Raw genomic sequence first — 14,610 nt, 5'->3', positions numbered from 1 at the left:
TCTACCCTTTCTATTCATCCTGGATAGTGATATGGTAACGAACCCCCTCTTGCTCAGCTGACTCTACACTGATTTGGTAGCGATCCCCAAAGTAGAGAACAAAGCGTTCGTGTACATTTACTATTCCAATTGATTGCCGCTCTCCACTATAGCTTGCCTCGTGTTCAAAACTTCGCTGAGCTAATTTTTCTTGCAAGCTAGCTAGTTTCTCAGCGGGCATTCCCCGACCATTGTCTTCCACTAGGATTTCAACGAAGCCTTGGCCCTTCAAGGCTTTGATACTGATGACATTATCCGTTCTGCGATGGTCAACACCATGGGCAAAGTAGTTTTCTACTAATGGTTGGAGTGTAAATTTTGGAATCCTCATTTCTTCCAATTCTGGTGCAATCTTGAAACCATAGGCAATGGATTTAGGATAACGCACCATACAGAGATAGCTATATTTTCGGCAAAATTCCAACTCCTGCTTCAAGGTCGTTTCCCGCTCGTCAGAGATATTGTTGCGTAACAAGCTGCTAAATTCATAGATAATATCTGCCAGTTCATCCTGACTTTGCATGACGGCATACATCCGTAAAAACTCTAGAGTATTGTACATAAAGTGAGGATTGATTTGAGCCTGCAGGGCTCGCATATTGGCATCTTTTTGGCTGAGCTCTAGTTGATAGATATCATGGATATTTTTTTCCAGGCGATTCAACATATCATTGGTTGTTTCTGCAATGAGAAGCAACTCTTGGTCTTTTTCAGAGGTATCGATTCGAAGGCCTTCTTCCCCTTGAGCAATCACCTCGATCGAATCTACTAGGTCTACGACCTGCTTTTGGTAATTTGAAAAAGTCTGTCTAAGGGTCACGTACAAAATGATGATAAAGAGAATACTTAGCCCAATAATGACAGCTGAACTCGTCAAAGTTCCTGTAAGAACAAAATTTTTAGGAACAGCAACTCGAACCTGATAACCGTGAGAGGTGACACCTACAAACCAGTTTTCTCGCTCGGCTGAGACCTTCTCCCCAATATGGAACATCTCAGTCTCAAAAGGCGAAGTTACTGTTACAGCCATTGGGATATGGCCCCTTGTATTGTCAATAGCGCCATGTAAAACATCTGGGGATAGGGAGATATAAATCACTCCTAAATCCTTGTCAGACACAGGATCGGAAACAGGAATGGCAAAACTATTGGCTGTTGGCTTAAAATCCTCCGCAGGAATTTTCTCTCCACTGCGTTTTTCTCTAGTCGAAACATAGACTTCCTTGTAGTCCTGAAGAACAATAGCCACTCCAGTCACAAAATCATTCCGAACATAGAGATCATCAATATTTTCATACAGAGAAACAGAGATATAAGGCGAAGTTTTACGCTCTAATTGCCAATAGAAGTAGTCTGGTGTGCTGAGACTGAAATACTTGTAAATTCCTTCGATGCGGGCCTGATTTTCAACCAAAGACTGAGCAAGTCGGGTTGACTCTCTGTGATAGTATTCCACTTCACTCACTGTCCGAGTGGTCACACGTTCTGCAACCCGTTGGGCCTCCTTCTCACGCGAGTCCCAGTCAGCATACGATAGCATAATCGCAAAACTGGCAATGACCACGATCATAACCAAACTATAAATCCGTAAAAGAGAGTGAAGCCAAAACTGCTTCATTCTATTTTGTCGCCAATTTTTCATGGATACTTTCATAAATAGGTTCCAACATATCACTGATAAAGAAATGCCACATTCCAATTCCTACAAAAAAGAGCAAGGCAGGCATATAATAACCAACTCCTAAAATGAGAGCGGACCCGAGTAAAACCTTGGCAATCGCAGGTAAGCTCATAAAAATCCCGATAAGGGACAGTTTCAAGGTATTTTGGTAGGATAAATCAAAGTACACCTGAAGTTTCAAGGACACAGTATAGGCTAGAAAGACAAGAGCAACTACAAGGACATTGAGAACGGTCGCCAAGAGGTGGAAAATCGTCTGGTGGGGCAATTGAACTAGAAGATACAAACCATAAACTAGGACAAGATCCACAAACACGAAACTATAGAAAGCCAGATTACTCTTGACAAAATTGCTCTTATACAATTCCCAAGCTTCCTTCAAATGGTAGGCTCGATAGGTATAACCATGCTCCGCATACAAACTCATCAGGGTAGCACTAGCTGGGGCCAAACCAAAGATCACTCCTCCTGCTAGTGTTAATAGCCAGAAATAAGCCGTCGCAATCATTCCCAAAAAGATACGATTAAAGACGAATTCTAGAAACTTTCCCATGCTACTCTCCTTAAACTAACGATGTAACTATTATATCATATTTCAAGCGTTTTCAAAAATATAGAACTCCCATTTACAATCCTCAAAAAGCGTGATACAATTGGTTTTGTTAATTCGCATCAAGGAGATTCTCATGAAGAAAAATATCTTAACCACCCTCTTAGCCGTCGTCCTTTATTTCCTCTGTGTAGGGATTGGAGTCTTCCTAGGACACCTGGTCGACCAAACAGGTAATATGTTCTACGCACCTGCCTTTGCTGCCCTTGTCGGTGGCAGTGTCTACATGCTTCTTTTGACGAAGGTCCCTCGTTTTGGTGCTATCACCACTCTAGGACTTTTTATGGCACTTTTCTTCCTAGCGAGCAAACATGGCGCTGGTGCCTTTCTCCCAGGACTCGCCTGTGGTCTTGCAGCAGATGCCATCGCTCGTCTCGGAAACTACAAAGATCGAATCAAAAACACCCTCTCCTTCCTCGTTTTTGCTTTTAGCACAAGTGGTCCCATCCTCCTCATGTGGATCCGTCCCAATGCTTACGTGGCCACCTTACTTGCGCGTGGGAAATCCCAAGAATACATTGACCGTATCATGGTCGCTCCAGAGTTGGACAAAATCCTTCTCTTTGTTTCGAGCATCCTCCTAGGTGCCTTGATGGGAGCTGTTATTGGGCAAGTTATTAGTAAAAAGCTTACACACAAGATCTAATCACTAAAAAAGAGCCCTTCGGCTCTTTTTATTTATGACTTAATTTCTTGGTCAAGAAATCTCCCAAGAACTGGATCGTAAAGATAATCAAGATGATAATGATGGTCGCCAAGATGGTCACATCGTGATTGTAACGGTTGAAGCCATAAGCGATGGCTACGTTACCGATACCACCAGCACCAACCGCTCCCGCCATGGCTGTTTCTCCAACAAGGGAAATCAAGGTCACTGTCGTCACACGAATCAAATCTGGCAAACCTTCTGATAGGTAAACACCCACGATATCCCAGAAAGTCGCTCCACTGGCCTGCGCCGCTTCAATAACACCACCATCTAGCTCAGCCAAGACAACCTGCACCTGACGGGCAAAGAAGGCAAAGACCGCAAAAGAAAGTGGAACAAGGGCTGCATTGGGTCCGATACTAGTCTTGACAATCAAGTGAGACAGTGGCGACATGATTGCCAAGAGGATAATAAAGGGAACCGCACGGAAAATAGAGGTAATCTTGTCTAAAATCCAAAAGATAACCTTATTTTCCAAGACACCACCTGGCGCTGTCAAGACGAGGAAAAGACCTGCCACTAGTCCTAAGAAACCTCCAATGATAAAGGAAAGAACTGTCATATAGAGGGTTAGGTAGATGGCTGTTCCCCAGCCTGCCTGACCAGCCCAGCCCATCTTATAGACATTTGGTAGATAAGTTTGAATCAACTCTGTCATCTTACTGTCCTCCCTTCAATACTTTTAACTGCACACCAGCCTGACGAATGGCATCTTGAGCACCTACTAGCGCTGCTTTTTCACCTGACAAGACCACCACCAATTCTCCAACAGGAGTGCCATCGAGAATTTCGATATTTCCATAGAGGATATTGGCCGTTACTTGGTAACGCTTGTACAATTCATTCAAAAGTGGTTCGTCTGTCGAAGCCCCTGCATACTTGAGCTGCACTAAAATACTATTCTCAGATAAATGTTCTACGATTTCTTGCTTCTCAATCTTAACCATGGCTTCGTCAATACCTGTTGCAGTAGAGATGAAGTCTTGGGTCAAAGGTTGTTTAGGGTCTGAGAAGATTTCAAGGACACTACCCTCTTCAATCAAACGGCCATCCTGCATGACCGCCACACGGTTAGCAATATCTTTGACAATCTGCATTTCATGCGTAATCAAGACAACAGTCAAGCCTAATTTTTGGTTCAAATCTTGCAACAAGGCCAAAATCTGCTTGGTTGTCTTAGGGTCAAGGGCAGAAGTTGACTCATCTGAAATCAAGATTTTTGGATCATTGGCCAAGGCACGCGCAATAGCCACACGCTGTTTTTGCCCTCCTGATAGTTGTGAAGGGTAGTTTTCAGCACGATCCGCCAAGCCAACCAAGTCCAACAACTTGGCTACTTTAGCTTTCTTTTCTTCCTTGCTGAGTCCAGAATGTTTAAGGGCAAAGGCCACATTCTCCTCGGCCGTTTTCTGGCTCATAAGATTAAAGTGTTGGAAAATCATCCCGATATCTTGACGTTTCCGACGTAACTGCTCCGCCGTCAAAGTGACCTTACCGTCAAAAATCACATCGTCATCAATGGTGATTTTCCCTGCAGATGGTTTTTGCAAGAGGTTAATCACCCGTACAAGGGTTGATTTCCCTGCTCCAGAATATCCAACGATTCCGTAGATATCCCCTTCTTGGATGTGAATGGTCACATCCTTGACCGCTGTGATGGTTCTCTTCTTTTGGTGAAAAGTCACATCGATCTGATCTAACTTGATAATATCTCTACTCATAGCTTCTAATCAGCTCCTCTACTAATTCAATATGGGTGTAGTAATCGGCGATTCGCACGTTTTCATCTCCACCATGGTCTCGGCTATTGGCATTTCCTAGACCGAAGGCCACCATGGGTACCTCTAAGGCATCAAAGACCGTATGCATAGGTCCTGTCCCCGCTGTGGTCGGCAAGACTGAAACGCCCTGTGGATAGAATTTCTTGGCCAACTCGATCACATTGAGAATGGCCGGCGCGCTCATATCGCTTCGATAACTCATCTCTCCCAAGGTATAGTATAATTCTACCTTATCAAAGCCATTTTTGTCTAGCTGTTTCCGAATTTTTTCCAGAACATCATGCGGTTCTAAGCCAGGAACCAAACGAACTTCTAACTTAGCACTGGCTTCTGCTGGCAAAATCGTTTTAACCCCTTGCCCTTGATAACCTGACTGAATCCCTTCGATATTAAGGGCTGGCTCGAAAAAGAACCGTTTTAGAAAGGCTGCACGATCCTCTTGTAAGAGAGGTAATTCCAAACCATAAATGCGACTAATTTCCTCTGGATTGCGTTGGGCGTAAGTATCCACCAAGGCTAGCTCTCGTTTATTTGGCTCTTGAACATCCTCGTACAGGCCTTCTACTAAGATACGTCCATCTGCTGCACGTAGGCTACTTAAGGCCTGGATAAGATACCATGGAGCTGACTCCACGACACCACCATAACTCGAGTGGATATCCACATCCGCACTCTTCACCTTAGCATCAAAGGTTACAATTCCCTTGTTTCCGCCAGAGATTTCCAGCTGTTCCAAGGCGTTCTTGGTTCCTTGTTCCCAGACTAGCAAGTCCGCTCCACGAAGTTTGTCTGCGTGTTTCTCTAAATACTTATCTAGATCCATGGAAGCAGACTCCTCTGCTCCCTCCATGATAAAGCTGATATTGACAGGCAGGTCATCATGGTGCTGCATATACTTTCTCAAAGCACTCAAACGAGCTGTGATGTGGCCTTTGTCGTCGTCAACCCCACGCCCATACATAAAGCCATTTCGCACAGAAAGGGTAAAAGGATCCTCTGTCCACACCTGGTCGCCATCCGCTGGCACGGTGTCATAGTGATTATAGAAGATCAAGGTCTTGGCATCCGGACGCGAACTCTTGAAATGCGCCATGACAAAGGGAGCCGTATAGCTCTCATCAATCTCCACTTCAGCCCCTACACGCTTGAAAATCTCACCCAGATAGTTTGCGACCTCCTTGAGTCCAACCTGTTGGGCAAAGACTGATTTCTTGGAAATCAAGGTGCGCAAGACTTCAAAATAATGCTGGGCAACATGATCCTTCTCAAATTTTTCAATCTGCTCTTGTTCGCTAGGAAAAACCATTTTCTCTCTCTTTCTACTACCTACTTGTGTCTTCAGAACGACCACAAGTGCCTCTTTAAAATCAACTCTCTATACAAAAGCAAGAGGTGGAAACTCTCCCACCTCCCTATGTCTTATTACCAAACTGGTTGGTCCAAACCGTCTGATGTTTCTTCGATAACTTTTTTCACTTCATCAGTGTGGTAAGCCGCGATAATTTTCTTGATGGCATCAGCTTTAGGTGATGATTCCCAATCTTTTTTCGCAACGATGATGTTGTACCATTGTTTTGAGTTTTCATCAGCTTGCTCTTTGAAGAGTGCTTTCTTGTAGTCCAATTTTGCTTCTGTAACGAAGGTATTGTTTACAACGGCAGCGTCAACTGATGACAATGAACGAGCTGTTTGGCTAGCGTCCAATTCAGTAATCTTCAAGTTCTTTGGATTTTCTTTGATGTTCGCAACTGTTGCTAGAGCAGTTCCAGAAACATCCAATTTGATCAAACCAGCTGATTGAAGCAAGTAAAGCGCACGGCTTTCGTTTGTTGCATCGTTTGGTACAGCAATTTCACCGTTATCTGGGATTTCTTCCACTTTGGTGTACTTGTTTTCTTCTCCATTTTTACCTGAGTAAAGGCGGATTGGTGAGATGTACGTATCTGCAATCGCTACAAGGTCTTTCCCGTTTTCTTTGTTCCAGTTGTTCAAGAAGTTGTAGTGTTGGAAAGCGTTCAAGTCTACTTCGCCGTCAGCAGTTGCCTTGTTTGGTTGAGAGTAGTCAGTAAACTCTGTGAATGCCAATTTAATTCCATCTTTTTCAACCAATTCTTGGATTTTATCCCAACGTGCTTCTTCAGAACCGCTACGGTTAACTGTTGCAATTTTGATAACTGTTTCGTTATCTGCTTTCTTTTCTGCATTTCCGCAAGCTGCAAGAGCCAAACCTGCGACTGTAGCAAGAGCTGCTACGCCGAGCCATTTTTTAATTTTCATGATTCTTTCTCCTTAAAAATAATACTGTAACAGTATCTCATAAATTGTTTGATTTAACAAATTGTTAATAGATAGGCAGACATATAGTTTAAAACTATATACCTCCAGAATGGAAAACCATCCATCTACCAGAGAATGGATGATTTACAAATTTATTTGATATCAGCTTCTGCTGGGAGATAAGTGTCTCCGAAGAACTGTTTAGACAATTTTTCAAGAGTTCCGTCTTTGTAGAGTTCTTGGATACGTTTGTCTACAAATGATTTCAACTCATCTTGACCTTTAGCAAGGAGTGGGTAAACGTAAGGTTGTTGGTCGCTTGGAAGTTCGATGACTTTCAAGTTGTCCAAACCTTGGTTTTTGATAACTGTCTCAACACCGATTTTATCAAAAATTTTGTAGTCAAACTGGCCATCACTCAAACGAGACATGATTTGTTGGAAATCTGCCTTAGTGTAGTTAAGAACCGTTGGATTGTCTGCGTGTTGTTTGTTATATTCTTCCAATTGTTTTGCTGAGGTTGTTCCTTGAACAACTTCAGTAGATTTTCCACCGATATCATCGAGAGATTTGATGCTATCGTCGTCTTTCTTCACAACGAGAACGTTAGGGTTTTTAGCAGTTGGTGCTGCGTAAAGGTATTTTTCTGCACGTTCTTTGGTATAGCTGAGGTTGTTAACAGCCATTTGATAACGATCACTATCAAGTCCTGGGAAAATCCCTGACCATTCTGTCTTTTCAAACTTGACTTCATACTTGTCAGAGTCTTTAAAGATGGCACGAACCACTTCAATCTCGTAACCAGTCAATTCACCATTTTCTTCATAGATAAATGGTTTTGGTGAACCGTTAGTTGCTACGACGATTTCTTTTTTACCAGATGTTGCTTCACCTGATGCTGCATCTTTCTTCTCACCACCTGAGCACGCTGCTAGTACACCTGCAGCAACAAGCCCTAGGGCAGCAAGAGATGAATATTTAACGATTTTTTTCATGTCATTTCCTCCAAAATAGAATACTGTATTATCTTAACAGAAAAAAGGAATTTACGCCATTATATGATATCTATCTCTGTGATAAGTTTTCTTTATGACTGATTTAAAAGACCAAACGCAAGACTGCAATCAAGACCACTCCAAAGAGAACCGTGCCAACTAGATTGCGGTAGCGAAAGGCTACAAAAGCCGTTGGAAAAACTGCCAAGAAGTCCAGCCACTTGATCTGAGGTAGGCTCCCAATCTTACCTGACACTACACTTGAAAGGATCAAGGCAAAGATGATGGAAACAGGCAAAAATTTCAAAAAACGCTCAACGATAGCTGGCAAACCCTTGTACTTAACCAAGATGAAGGGAATCATACGAGGTATCCAAGTCACTAGGCCTGAAAAGATAACGGCTAACAAAAGATATTTACTGACCATCTAAGACCACCCCCATTGTACATCCAAGTAGCGTCGCAAATAGAACAGCTAGAGACTGAGACACCACTGTCAAGAGCAAAAAGAAAGACACCGTAACAACTGCTAGGATTTTCAGCAGATTGCGGACAGGAATCCGTCTTTGCATAATCTGGAACTGCGAAGCAAAAATCCCGATAAACATTCCCACAAGGGCAAAATCAAGGCCAAAGATTTCTGGATTTGGCAGTAAACCACCTAGAGCTGTCCCAACAACTGTCCCAACAAACCAAGCTACATAACTGTTGAGATTATTCCCATGCATCCACATAGGATTGACCTTGTCTGTATGGGCTAATTCTCCCATCAAAACCCCGTAAGTCTCATCTGTCAAGAGACTAGACATACCGATATTTTGCCAGAGACTGGTATGACGGAAATAGGTCGACGCATGCAAGCTCAGCAAAAAGAGTCGTAAATTGATTAAAAAGACTGTCATGGCAATGGCTGCTACAGGTGCTTGGACCGCAATCAATGCCAACATGGCAAACTGGGCGCTCCCAGCATAAACAAAGAGGCTCATCAGGCCCATCTCAACAGGTGTCACATAGGGCGCACCGATAATCCCACAAGCTAGACCGATACTAACATAGCCAAGGGCAGTCGGCATGGCAGCCTGAACACCTTCCCAAAATCCTTTTTCTTTCATCTTTTTCCTCTTATTTTCTTCGTTTGAGGCTGTTCAAGGTCACAGCCACAGCAAGAAATATTATAACACATTCATAAAAGAGAAAAAAGTTTAGAGTTTGGAACTTGGAGCTAGTAAACATTGTAAAAAAATTTTACCTGCTTATGGATACATGAGAAATTGATCCACTCGAATCATATACTTGTTGGCTTCAGTTTTTTCAGCATATTCATCTTCTGTCGGATAGACATCGATCCAGAGTTCCCACTGTTGTCCTTTCAGCTTGACTTTATAGCGGTAACCGTCATCGTATAGCCCTACCGGATCAGTGGTCATGGACTGGTAATCTGGGAGTGCTTCAAGTTCAGTTTTTACATTCTGGGATAAGGTATCGAGCAATGCTTTCTGCTCAGCTTTGGAGGAAACGGGGAAATAAGTCGCTACTGTCTCCAAGCGATGCGACTTTGAAAATGTGAATCTTACTCGACCTGTATGGCCCTTCAAAGAAATATTTTCGTAATCATAGAAAAGGCGACCTGTTTTATAGAAATACAGATCTTCTGCACGCCAAGTATCGCGATAGGCCATTTCCTCTTCTTCCACCACTTGGCTAGCCTCTCCAAATACTTTTTCAAAAGATTTAACAGGCATACCGAAAGAAAGGGATTCAAACAAGACCAGTTGCGTCTTTTTGATATTATGGCAAGCTGATAAAAGCATGAGTAAAGCTCCAAGAGCAAGCAGACTACTGATTATTTTTGTAAATTTCATATTTCTACTATACAAGAAAAGTCTCAGACTGACAAACTTTGGATTTTCCGATTACATTTTGAGACTTATTCTCTAAATTTGGAGGAAACAAAGGACTACTCAAAAATTAGTAACAGACAGTCAAAATAAAAAAGACTGAAAAAACAGTCTTATTTATAATACTTAGCTAGTCAGTTCTTTTGTTTTTATGATTGGCAGAAACTCTAAAACAACAAGGGCAGAATTTGACCAATGGCATTATTGACTATATGCAGTCCAATAGGCCAATAAATGGACTTGGTTACTCTAAACAAGACTGCAAGTATGAGGCCACCACCCATATATACGAAAAAGTCTGTCAAGACCCAACCGTGATTACTAATGTGCAAGATTCCAAACAAAGCAGCAGAACCAAGCACATCCAGACCCCATTTCTTTCCTTTTTCCAGAGCGGTCATTACCAACCCACGATAAATCATCTCTTCAAAAATGGGACCTGCAATCACAGGATAGAAAAAATACATCAAAAATGCCGTTGCACCTGTAAAAGTAGGAACATCCAGTTGATAAGCAATTTCATTTTTGGTAGGTGGGAAAATAACAAATGTGACAAAATTCCAAATAACAAAAGCAAGAAGAGCTAAAAAGGAATAAAAAAGATAAGACCCTTTAAATTTTCTACTGTTGATTTTCTGCCATTTACCTGACCAAACCATAACAATAATAGCAAGCAGAACCACAAGAAAATTCAACATCATATCCGACAAATAATAGGCAAAGTCAGATAGACCAGCAGCAAGGTCGCTGTGTAAGAGCAGACGAATCAAGAACTGGTCAGTAATGACAAGTAGAATAGCTACAAACAAGTAGTAGCGTGAGATTATCTTTTTCATTTTATTTTCTCCTATACTATGAAATAAAGACAGTATAACACGAAAAATGCCCTATTTTAGAAAATCGCATATTTGACATTTTTTCTTATAGAAATTTCATTTTTGCGATTGTTTGTTAATCGATAAGGTCTTTATATTGCTGTAAGCGTAGTTCAAAAAGGGCTGTTAATTGTGGATTTTCTAATACTTGTAGAGATTGGATAAAGTCTTCAATCTCTTTTTGATTACTTCCCTTGGTTTGAAGGAAAATGCTCATCTTCTTTAAAAACTGCCACAATAATTTCTCAAAAACATCGTATGGACGGAGCATGCTCTCCAACTCGGCTTCAAAGATTGGGATATAAGAAAAAAGTTTGCGCTCCATGAGCTCTGAGATGATATTTAACAGTCCTTGTTTCATATACAATCGATTGTGTACTAACTCTTTAAATTCCTTGGATTTTTCAAGTAAAGAGGTGGATAAAAAGATTAGGTCCTGATTACTCAAGAAGGGCATGGTATTACAAAAAATATAAAGTTCAAACCAGGTCCAAGACTCGATAGCATAGAGATAGGTGGTCAAAAACTCGCTATCCTCCTCCGCTAGCGGATAGTTTTTATCTAAGGAATGGATAGCATCTTTGATCACAATAGCATTCAAACGACGATAAATCTCCGCCATCTGTTCTTGTTCGACTTCCTCCAACAATTGCTCTAAACCATCAATATCTTGATGGGCAAAGCGATCCACAATCCTTCTACCAAATCTCATATGGGGAGATTCTTGGTAGTTGTTGAGCTTGTGTCCAAATTCATCGAAGGTCACATTTATCCCTTGGATCGCTAGGATCAGCTTATCCGCAGACAGCATAGACTGTCCCAGTTCAAACTTGGATAGCTGGGATGCTGTCAGTCCATCACAAGCAACATCTGACTGCTTGAGTTTTCTCGCCAGACGCAATTCCTTGTAAAATTCTCCCAATTCCATTTTTTCAATCATGGCCAAACTCCCCTTAAAGATTCCCTTTACTATTTTATTCGTAAAAACTTTTTCTTTTTTAACATATTATAAAATATTTTAGCAAAAAAGCCAGATTCAAACTGACTCTTTATTCCATGGTATCAAAGGCAAGACTTGGTTTGGCATTGAGGTCCAAGTCTGCAAAGTTTTCTTTGTTCCACTCGCTGACGCTGGCATAAGCAATCATTCCTGCATTGTCTCCACAGAGACGCAGGGGTGGAATGATGACCTTGACATCTGTAATTTCGGCTGCTAGGCGTTCTCTGAGACCTTTATTGGCTGCCACGCCACCTGCCACTACCAGAGTTTTAACAGGATATTTCTCCAAAGCCTTCTTGGTTTTTGCCATGAGAATATCCATGACAGCTGCTTGGAAGGAAGCACACAAATCCTTTGTAGACAAGCTTTCTCCCTTTTGCTCAGCACTGTGGTGAAGATTGATAAAGGCAGACTTCAAACCTGAGAATGAGAACTCCAGATTGTCTTCCTTGATCATGGCACGAGGGAAGTCATAAACATCCTGACCTTGATGGGCCAACTCGTCAATCTCACGACCGGCTGGATAAGTCAAGCCCATGACACGGCCAACCTTGTCATAGGCCTCCCCAACTGCATCGTCTCGGGTCTCCCCAACAATCTTGTAATCGCCAGCCTCAGAAACATAGACCAACTCGGTGTGTCCTCCGCTGACCAAGAGTGCCAACAAAGGAAACTCCAAAGGCTCCACACTCTGAGCTGCCATGAGGTGGCCAGCCATGTGGTTGACGGGGATAAGTGGCAGACCATGCGCCCAAGCAAAGGCCTTGGCAGCTGACAAGCCAACTAGCAGAGCTCCAACCAATCCAGGTCCGTAGGTAACGGCAACGGCTGTCACATCTTCTTCTGTAATTCCTGCTTCTGCTAGAGCCTCCTCGATACAGGCTGTAATGACCTCGACATGGTGACGACTAGCTACTTCTGGCACTACGCCCCCAAAACGTTTGTGGCTCTCAATTTGACTAGCAATGACATTGGACAAGAGCTGGTCGTCGTTTTTTAAGACAGCGACACTGGTCTCGTCACAGGATGTCTCAAATGCTAAAATATATCTATCCTTCATCTATTTCTCTCTTCATGATGATGGCGTCCTCGACTGGGTCATGGTAGTAGGCCTTTCGCTCAGCGATGACCGCCATCTTTTCTTTCTTGTAAAATGCTTGCGCTCGGTGATTTGACTTTCTGACTTCGAGGAAAATCTCCTTGTCTGTCGGCAATGTTGCAAACAAGGCTGATGCTATTTCCTGTCCTTGATAGGCTTTCTTGACAGCGATTTGCAGGACTTCTGCCTCAAAGAGATTCTCCTGCACAGCTAGAAATCCAATCACTTCTGTTCCATCATAAGCTAGAGCGTACCAAGTTTGGTCTTGGGACAGGTCTGCTTGGATTTGTTCCAGCGTCCAAGGACTGACTGGGTAAACATCTGCCATGACAGCGTAGATGGTTTTAGCTAGTTCAGGCTGTTTTTGGATTCGTTTGATTTCTATCATAGGCGTTTAATGTAAGACCCGCCAGACTCGGTATGGTTCTTGAGCCAGTTTTCCTCAGCTTCAACACGTTTGAGGTAATTTGGCACAAAGTCGTGCAAGGAGTCTGCTTCCTCGTCCCAGGCCCAAAGAGCTAGATTAGCTGCATTTGGCAAGGTTTCTTGATAGCTAGCTTGAGGTAGTTGTTCTTGGATCTGTTCCACAAAGGCTCCAACTTCTCCGACAAAGGTTACCTGTTCAGCATCCTTGACCTGCTCTAGCACTTCCGCAAAAGACAGGTGCGCTTCTGGAAAGACTGGTTTGGCGTTTTGATAAAATCCTGCATAAACATTGTTGCGACGTGCATCCATGATAGGAACCACCAAGCCTTCTTGTTGGCGTGGCACCAGAGCCAATAGGCTAGACATCCCAACTAACTCAATGTTCAGGGTATGAGCCAAGGTCTTGGCAGTTGCTACCGCAATTCGCAAGCCCGTGTAGCTACCTGGCCCTTCAGCGACCACGATTCGATCCAAATCCTTTGATGTCAAATCTAGACTGGCCATCAAAAAATCAATGGCTGGCATAAGGGTAATACTGTGATTTTTCTTGATATTAATCGTCGTCTCGGCAAGAACCTGCTTGTCCTCTAAAATGGCTAGAGAAAGAGCCTTGCTGGACGTATCAAAAGCTAATACTTTCATAACACATTCCTATCTTTTTGTCTGTTTACTATTATACTACAAAAGCCAGCGCATGGGAATTTTCTTTATTTTGAAACAAAAGTTCCTGCCACTTAAACAAGCAATTCTGCACAAAAAATTCAAAAAAGTTGTAGCTTTTTTGAATAGAAAAGTGAACAAGGAAATTGAAAAGTTCTTTGTAAAAAATTTGGATCAGGCATTTATGTTTCAACTCGATTTTTGATACGAAAGAACATCGTCGTAAAAATAAAGATATCACCTAAAAATAGAAAAAGTCCATCCCATCTATCAAGACGAGGTGGATTTTCTGTATATCTAGAGGAATAATTGACTTTAGGCATTTAAACCAAAGTAGAAAACGAGCCAGACAACATAGGTAACCAGGAGGAGAAAAATTGAATAGAGCGTCACAAAAGCAAGCTTCCAAAGGAACTTTGTTTTGCGGTGTTCCAGATGAACAAACAGGGCATTCCCCCCATAGACACAAGCTACAAAGACTACAAACATCAAGAGGCGAACCCCTACTGCAAATTCAAACAAACTAAACATTCTTAATCCTCCTTTTGGTATTCCTATTT

The 14,610-nt window shown here is 42.4% G+C and carries 17 protein-coding genes; 1 reads left to right on the top strand and 16 read right to left on the bottom strand.

Annotated elements, in window-relative coordinates:
- Nucleotides 1-10: 10 nt before the first annotated feature.
- Together ACT17O_RS01480 and ACT17O_RS01475 are read right to left on the bottom strand one after the other, a co-directional pair.
- Nucleotides 11-1,681: a sensor histidine kinase gene (locus tag ACT17O_RS01480; RefSeq protein ID WP_444817582.1), complete on the bottom strand. Its 1,671-nt coding sequence runs from the start codon at nt 1,679-1,681 to the stop codon at nt 11-13.
- The gene (locus tag ACT17O_RS01475; RefSeq protein ID WP_444817581.1) at nt 1,659-2,273 is read right to left on the bottom strand and encodes a YesL family protein; all 615 of its coding nucleotides are present in this window, start codon (nt 2,271-2,273) and stop codon (nt 1,659-1,661) included. Before ACT17O_RS01475 ends, ACT17O_RS01480 begins: the two co-directional genes overlap by 23 nt.
- Before the next feature lie 133 nt (nt 2,274-2,406).
- On the opposite strand from ACT17O_RS01475, the gene ACT17O_RS01470 reads away from it, so the two are divergent.
- The gene (locus tag ACT17O_RS01470; protein WP_444817580.1) at nt 2,407-2,976 is read left to right on the top strand and encodes an MptD family putative ECF transporter S component; all 570 of its coding nucleotides are present in this window, start codon (nt 2,407-2,409) and stop codon (nt 2,974-2,976) included.
- A 28-nt stretch (nt 2,977-3,004) separates the two neighbouring features.
- On the opposite strand, the gene ACT17O_RS01465 is transcribed toward ACT17O_RS01470, so the two are convergent.
- The 14 genes from ACT17O_RS01465 to ACT17O_RS01400 form a co-directional block, all read right to left on the bottom strand.
- Nucleotides 3,005-3,697 carry a methionine ABC transporter permease gene (locus tag ACT17O_RS01465; RefSeq protein WP_000137507.1) on the bottom strand — a complete coding sequence of 231 codons (693 nt, stop codon included), beginning with the start codon at nt 3,695-3,697 and terminating at the stop codon, nt 3,005-3,007.
- Nucleotide 3,698: 1 nt separating this feature from the next.
- On the bottom strand, nt 3,699-4,760 hold the full coding sequence (locus ACT17O_RS01460; RefSeq protein WP_061588581.1) for a methionine ABC transporter ATP-binding protein: 1,062 nt from the start codon (nt 4,758-4,760) through the stop codon (nt 3,699-3,701).
- Nucleotides 4,753-6,126, bottom strand: a complete 1,374-nt coding sequence (locus ACT17O_RS01455; RefSeq protein ID WP_000231780.1) for a M20 family metallopeptidase — start codon at nt 6,124-6,126, stop codon at nt 4,753-4,755. The genes ACT17O_RS01460 and ACT17O_RS01455 overlap by 8 nt, the downstream gene beginning before the upstream one ends.
- 116 nt (nt 6,127-6,242) lie before the next feature.
- A complete protein-coding gene (locus tag ACT17O_RS01450; protein ID WP_444817579.1) occupies nt 6,243-7,097 on the bottom strand; it encodes a MetQ/NlpA family ABC transporter substrate-binding protein in 855 nt (284 codons plus the stop codon).
- Nucleotides 7,098-7,249: 152 nt separating this feature from the next.
- Nucleotides 7,250-8,092 carry an amino acid ABC transporter substrate-binding protein gene (locus tag ACT17O_RS01445; RefSeq protein WP_444817578.1) on the bottom strand — a complete coding sequence of 281 codons (843 nt, stop codon included), beginning with the start codon at nt 8,090-8,092 and terminating at the stop codon, nt 7,250-7,252.
- Nucleotides 8,093-8,195: 103 nt separating this feature from the next.
- Entirely contained in the window at nt 8,196-8,519 is a 324-nt protein-coding gene (locus ACT17O_RS01440; RefSeq protein WP_061407499.1) for an AzlD domain-containing protein, read from the bottom strand.
- Entirely contained in the window at nt 8,509-9,204 is a 696-nt protein-coding gene (locus ACT17O_RS01435) for an AzlC family ABC transporter permease (protein WP_000659757.1), read from the bottom strand. Before ACT17O_RS01435 ends, ACT17O_RS01440 begins: the two co-directional genes overlap by 11 nt.
- A 141-nt stretch (nt 9,205-9,345) precedes the next feature.
- On the bottom strand, nt 9,346-9,954 hold the full coding sequence (locus ACT17O_RS01430; protein ID WP_444817577.1) for a hypothetical protein: 609 nt from the start codon (nt 9,952-9,954) through the stop codon (nt 9,346-9,348).
- A gap of 203 nt (nt 9,955-10,157) precedes the next feature.
- Nucleotides 10,158-10,826, bottom strand: coding sequence for a lysostaphin resistance A-like protein (locus tag ACT17O_RS01425; RefSeq protein ID WP_444817576.1), 669 nt, complete (start codon nt 10,824-10,826; stop codon nt 10,158-10,160).
- Between the two features lie 115 nt (nt 10,827-10,941).
- Nucleotides 10,942-11,805 (bottom strand): XRE/MutR family transcriptional regulator, encoded by an 864-nt coding sequence (locus ACT17O_RS01420; protein WP_444817575.1) that lies wholly within the window; start codon nt 11,803-11,805, stop codon nt 10,942-10,944.
- A gap of 109 nt (nt 11,806-11,914) precedes the next feature.
- On the bottom strand, nt 11,915-12,925 hold the full coding sequence (gene tsaD / locus ACT17O_RS01415) for a tRNA (adenosine(37)-N6)-threonylcarbamoyltransferase complex transferase subunit TsaD (protein WP_444817574.1): 1,011 nt from the start codon (nt 12,923-12,925) through the stop codon (nt 11,915-11,917).
- On the bottom strand, nt 12,915-13,352 hold the full coding sequence (rimI, locus tag ACT17O_RS01410) for a ribosomal protein S18-alanine N-acetyltransferase (RefSeq protein ID WP_000569810.1): 438 nt from the start codon (nt 13,350-13,352) through the stop codon (nt 12,915-12,917). Before rimI ends, tsaD begins: the two co-directional genes overlap by 11 nt.
- Nucleotides 13,349-14,032: a tRNA (adenosine(37)-N6)-threonylcarbamoyltransferase complex dimerization subunit type 1 TsaB gene (gene tsaB, locus ACT17O_RS01405; RefSeq protein ID WP_000865685.1), complete on the bottom strand. Its 684-nt coding sequence runs from the start codon at nt 14,030-14,032 to the stop codon at nt 13,349-13,351. Before tsaB ends, rimI begins: the two co-directional genes overlap by 4 nt.
- 333 nt (nt 14,033-14,365) lie before the next feature.
- Nucleotides 14,366-14,581: a hypothetical protein gene (locus ACT17O_RS01400; RefSeq protein ID WP_000492029.1), complete on the bottom strand. Its 216-nt coding sequence runs from the start codon at nt 14,579-14,581 to the stop codon at nt 14,366-14,368.
- Between the last annotated feature and the right edge of the window lie 29 nt (nt 14,582-14,610).

This window comes from Streptococcus sp. HJ1, assembly GCF_052399005.1.
Lineage (GTDB): Bacteria > Bacillota > Bacilli > Lactobacillales > Streptococcaceae > Streptococcus.
This window is presented reverse-complemented; position numbering and strand designations above follow the sequence as displayed.

What these genes read in the sequence shown, in the direction of transcription:
- ACT17O_RS01480 (WP_444817582.1), bottom strand. Translation starts at nt 1,681, where the DNA reads ATGAAAAATTGGCGACAAAATAGAATGAAGCAGTTTTGGCTTCACTCT.
- ACT17O_RS01475 (WP_444817581.1), bottom strand. Translation starts at nt 2,273, where the DNA reads ATGGGAAAGTTTCTAGAATTCGTCTTTAATCGTATCTTTTTGGGAATG.
- ACT17O_RS01470 (WP_444817580.1), top strand. Translation starts at nt 2,407, where the DNA reads ATGAAGAAAAATATCTTAACCACCCTCTTAGCCGTCGTCCTTTATTTC.
- ACT17O_RS01465 (WP_000137507.1), bottom strand. Translation starts at nt 3,697, where the DNA reads ATGACAGAGTTGATTCAAACTTATCTACCAAATGTCTATAAGATGGGC.
- ACT17O_RS01460 (WP_061588581.1), bottom strand. Translation starts at nt 4,760, where the DNA reads ATGAGTAGAGATATTATCAAGTTAGATCAGATCGATGTGACTTTTCAC.
- ACT17O_RS01455 (WP_000231780.1), bottom strand. Translation starts at nt 6,126, where the DNA reads ATGGTTTTTCCTAGCGAACAAGAGCAGATTGAAAAATTTGAGAAGGAT.
- ACT17O_RS01450 (WP_444817579.1), bottom strand. Translation starts at nt 7,097, where the DNA reads ATGAAAATTAAAAAATGGCTCGGCGTAGCAGCTCTTGCTACAGTCGCA.
- ACT17O_RS01445 (WP_444817578.1), bottom strand. Translation starts at nt 8,092, where the DNA reads ATGAAAAAAATCGTTAAATATTCATCTCTTGCTGCCCTAGGGCTTGTT.
- ACT17O_RS01440 (WP_061407499.1), bottom strand. Translation starts at nt 8,519, where the DNA reads ATGGTCAGTAAATATCTTTTGTTAGCCGTTATCTTTTCAGGCCTAGTG.
- ACT17O_RS01435 (WP_000659757.1), bottom strand. Translation starts at nt 9,204, where the DNA reads ATGAAAGAAAAAGGATTTTGGGAAGGTGTTCAGGCTGCCATGCCGACT.
- ACT17O_RS01430 (WP_444817577.1), bottom strand. Translation starts at nt 9,954, where the DNA reads ATGAAATTTACAAAAATAATCAGTAGTCTGCTTGCTCTTGGAGCTTTA.
- ACT17O_RS01425 (WP_444817576.1), bottom strand. Translation starts at nt 10,826, where the DNA reads ATGAAAAAGATAATCTCACGCTACTACTTGTTTGTAGCTATTCTACTT.
- ACT17O_RS01420 (WP_444817575.1), bottom strand. Translation starts at nt 11,805, where the DNA reads ATGATTGAAAAAATGGAATTGGGAGAATTTTACAAGGAATTGCGTCTG.
- tsaD (WP_444817574.1), bottom strand. Translation starts at nt 12,925, where the DNA reads ATGAAGGATAGATATATTTTAGCATTTGAGACATCCTGTGACGAGACC.
- rimI (WP_000569810.1), bottom strand. Translation starts at nt 13,352, where the DNA reads ATGATAGAAATCAAACGAATCCAAAAACAGCCTGAACTAGCTAAAACC.
- tsaB (WP_000865685.1), bottom strand. Translation starts at nt 14,032, where the DNA reads ATGAAAGTATTAGCTTTTGATACGTCCAGCAAGGCTCTTTCTCTAGCC.
- ACT17O_RS01400 (WP_000492029.1), bottom strand. Translation starts at nt 14,581, where the DNA reads ATGTTTAGTTTGTTTGAATTTGCAGTAGGGGTTCGCCTCTTGATGTTT.